Raw genomic sequence first — 3,553 nt, 5'->3', positions numbered from 1 at the left:
CCGCCTTCCTGCTCTTTGATCATCGCTATGATCTGTTCTTCGCTGAACCGTGACTTCTTCATATTCCGTCTCCAATGCTTGGGACAGATTCTATTCAAAAGTGGAGGAGTTTTAAGGTCTCAGGTCACAGCCAGTATTGCTCTCACGACTACCAGAAGATCCTGCGCCAGCATGGCTTTGAGGTCTCGATGAGCGGGAAAGGCAACTGCTACGACAATGCGGCGGTCGAGACCTTCTTCAAGACGATCAAGGCCGAGCTGATCTGGCGCCGGTCATGGCCGACACGGCGGGCTGCCGAACTGGCGATTTTCGAATACATCAACGGCTTCTACAATCCGCGCCGCAAGCATTCAGCTCTCGGCTGGAAAAGTCCCTTGGCCTTCAAGGCTCAGGCTGCATAAGTGAGAAATCGGAGCGGCATCAAAGCGTGACAGGTCCAACCCAGTTTGGGTCCCGACCGTGTTCATTATGAACCGTGACCGGCAGCTGACCACGCATATGCCGCGCAAGGTGATGGCCGCGATCCTGGCGCACCCCGAGGTCGGGCCGCGCCTTTCGGATGAATACTTCTCGGCGGGCGGGACCCTGGTCAAGGCTTGGGCTTCCATGAAGAGCTTTCAGCCGAAGGACAGCGCGCCGCCGCATGACGATGATTATGGCGGGCCACCGCCAGCCGACGATACCTTCGCAGACACCAGCCAGTCCCAGCAGTCCGAGGCCCAGCCGATGCCCGATACGCCGTGCCATACCCGCAACGCCGATATGAACTTCCGGGGCGAGAAGCGCTCGAACGCGACCCATGCCTCGGTCACGGACCCGGATGCCCACCTTTACAAAAAGGCGCCCGGCGCCGCGGCGATTCTTTGGTTCGTGGGGCATACGGCGATGGAGAACCGAAAAGGGCTGGTCGTGCAGGCGGAGTTGACCCACGCCGACGGCCACGGCGAGCGCAAGGCTGCGCTGGAGATGATCAATCACCACTCCCTAGGCTCGACCCTGCGCCAAACGCTCGGGGCAGACAAGGGGTACCACAGCGCCGGCTTCGTCACCGAACTCCGGCACATGGTCGTGACGCCGCATGTCGCGCAGAAGGCCCGCCATTCCGCAATCTATAGCCGGACCACGCGCCAACCCGGCTACGCCATGTCACGGCAGCGCCGTAGAAAGATCGAGGAACCCTTCGGCTGGGCGAAGACCGTGGGCCGCAAGGCCCAGACGGTTCACCGCGGAATCGACAGGGTCCGCGCGCAGTTCACGATGACCATGGCGGCCTGCAATCTTGGCAGGTTGCCGAAACTCCTAGCGGTCTGACGAAGGCGGCAACCCAGACCCGAAGCCCTCTGTTGTGCATAGCCACCTCCATACCGCGACGGTAGAACAGTTTCCTTCAAGCCCGACTGCTTCAGCAGCCTGTTAAGGGGTGTGTCCCTTTTCCTGATACTTGTGACGGTCACTCCCTGACTACGTATTATCTTTAGCTCGAGGCGCGGCACCTCTCAGAGACGGAAGCAGTAAGTGGTGCGCTGGCCGAATTCCCCATCTGACCTTAAGGCGGTGATCTGGGCCAGCCTCGCCGGTCAGCCCAGCAGCAGGTCGCCGGCCTCCAGCGGCAGGGCGTCCAGGTCGGCGAGGATCAGCTGGTCGATCTCCACCGCTTGGGCCGCATCGCTCCAGCGGTTGCCCATGTGCCAGCCGCGTTCCCGCGCGGTGCTGGCGGCGAGGTCGAAGTCGATGCCGGTCTCGGCCAGCACAAGCTGCCCGTCCAGATGCGCCGTCAGCAGGTCGGCGCGGGCGTCAAGCTCCAGCGTCAGGCGGTGCGGGCCGTCGGCCTGCAGGTCGGTCAGGCGCCCGCTGGTGACCGAGGCGGTGCCGCCCTCGGCGGTGCTGGCGGTGAGTTTCAGCCGGTCGCCCACCAGTTCCGCCTCGAAGCGCCGGTGGCTGGACAGCAGGGTGCTGCGCTCGGTGACGTCCAGGTCCACCTGGAACAGGATCTCGGCGGCCAGATGTTGGCTGTGCAGGTCGCCGGGCAGGCCGGGCAGGTGCAGGGCGCCGCCGGTGCCGAGGCTCAGCTGGCCGTCGCCCTCGGTGCCGGTCAGCCGGGCATCGCCCATCAGGTTGGCCGCCAGCGCCGGATCCTCCAGGAAGTCGAAGCCCTCGGCCATCACCGCCTGCGCCAGCAGCGTGGCGCTGTCGATCTCGGGCGGGAACACCGGCGGCACCGGGGCCGGGCTGAGGATCGGATCGGAATGTTCCACCAGACCGGTCAGCGACAGGTGGCGCAGCCCGCCCTGGGCATCCGCGTGCCAGGGCGAGCCCAGCATCAGCCCCTTGCGGGGCATCTCGGGCAGGGCGCCCTCCAGCGCGACGGTGTCCTGCAGCACCCCGTCCAGCGTCAGGGTCAGCCCGCCCCCCCCGGCGGCGCCGTCATAGGTCAGCGAGACGTCGTGCCAGCCGCCGTCGCCCAGGGGGCCGGGGGTCTGCACCCGCGCGCTGTCGCCCGTGGCGGTGGTGAGAACCGCCTCCAGGCCGCCCTGATCGGTGACCGAGACCATCAACACCCCCTTGAGCAGGAACACCACGCCCCGGTCCTGCCCCGTCTCCAGCCGCAGGCCGGCGTCAAGCCGGAAGCCGGTGCCGCCGCCCAGCGGTGCCACCGCCGAGGCCGGGGTTTCGACCACCGCGGTGCCCAGGTCCAGCCCGGTGCCGCCACCGCCCATCGGGGTGAGCGCCGCCGCGGGCAGCAGCAGCGCCTGCATGGTGCCGTCTTCCAGCATGCTGAGCAGGCCGGTGCCGCTGTCAAAGGCCAGCAGCGTGGCATCCACCGGGGTGCCCTCGGCCGGGTCATGGGAGATCGGGCTGAGGATCCCCCCGACATAGCCCGGCGCCCCCGGCCGCGCGCTTTGCGCCTTCACGTTGCCCGAGACCGACCAGTCGGCCTGCCCGGAATAGCCCTTCACGTCGTAGGTGATGTTGTCCGAGATCACCACGTTGGTGGAATGCGGCGCCACCCGGATGCGCGGGTCGCCGGCGCCCTTGGCGGTGTCGGCATCGGGGGCTTCGCTGTAGACCAGGATGTTGTTGCGGATCACCGCCGCATCCACCGCGCCCAGCTTGATCCCCGACACCGTGCCCGAGATGATCACGTTGTTCTCGATCAGGATGTTGCTGTAGAAGATCGCCGGATCCGCATCGCGGTTCGACGCGCGGCTGTTGTCCATATAGATCATCTGGCTGCGGTCGCCGTCGGCGATGTCGAAATAATTGTTGCGGATGACCATGTTGCCGGGCTTGCGGGCGGGATCGTCCTGACCGCTCCAGACCTGGATCATGTCGGCGTGGTCGCCCGACTGCATCGACCGGCGGATCGAGTGGAACTGGTTGTCTTCCACCAGCACGTCGCGGGTGTCGATCAGGTTGAGCGCATCCGAGCGGATCTCGTGCAACTCGGTGCGCAGCAGTTGCGCCCCATCCACCCGCGCCAGGTAGATGCCCTTCCAGAAGCCGGTGACCTCGCTGTCCTCGATCACGATGTTCTGGCTGTCGCGGGCGCGCA

1 protein-coding gene and 2 pseudogenes are annotated in these 3,553 nt (G+C 66.1%); 2 read left to right on the top strand and 1 reads right to left on the bottom strand.

All coding sequences use genetic code 11. The annotated features are described in order from the left end of the window. Positions 1-128 precede the first annotated feature (128 nt). Together ACP15K_RS20180 and ACP15K_RS20175 are read left to right on the top strand one after the other, a co-directional pair. Positions 129-401: pseudogene (locus ACP15K_RS20180) on the top strand (integrase core domain-containing protein); the annotation flags it as partial. Positions 402-438: 37 nt separating this feature from the next. Continuing rightward, a pseudogene (locus ACP15K_RS20175) lies at positions 439-1,311 on the top strand (transposase); the annotation flags it as partial. 266 nt (positions 1,312-1,577) lie between these two features. Here the strand turns inward: ACP15K_RS20175 and ACP15K_RS20170 are convergent. Continuing rightward, on the bottom strand, positions 1,578-3,553 hold a 1,976-nt coding region (locus tag ACP15K_RS20170; protein ID WP_424991450.1), incomplete at its 5' end, for a right-handed parallel beta-helix repeat-containing protein.

Origin of the sequence: Fluviibacterium sp. S390, from assembly GCF_049800695.1 — a bacterium.
Classification (GTDB): Bacteria; Pseudomonadota; Alphaproteobacteria; order Rhodobacterales; family Rhodobacteraceae; genus Meridianimarinicoccus.
Note: the sequence above shows the minus strand (reverse complement) of the source record. Positions and strands in the feature narration are given on the sequence as shown.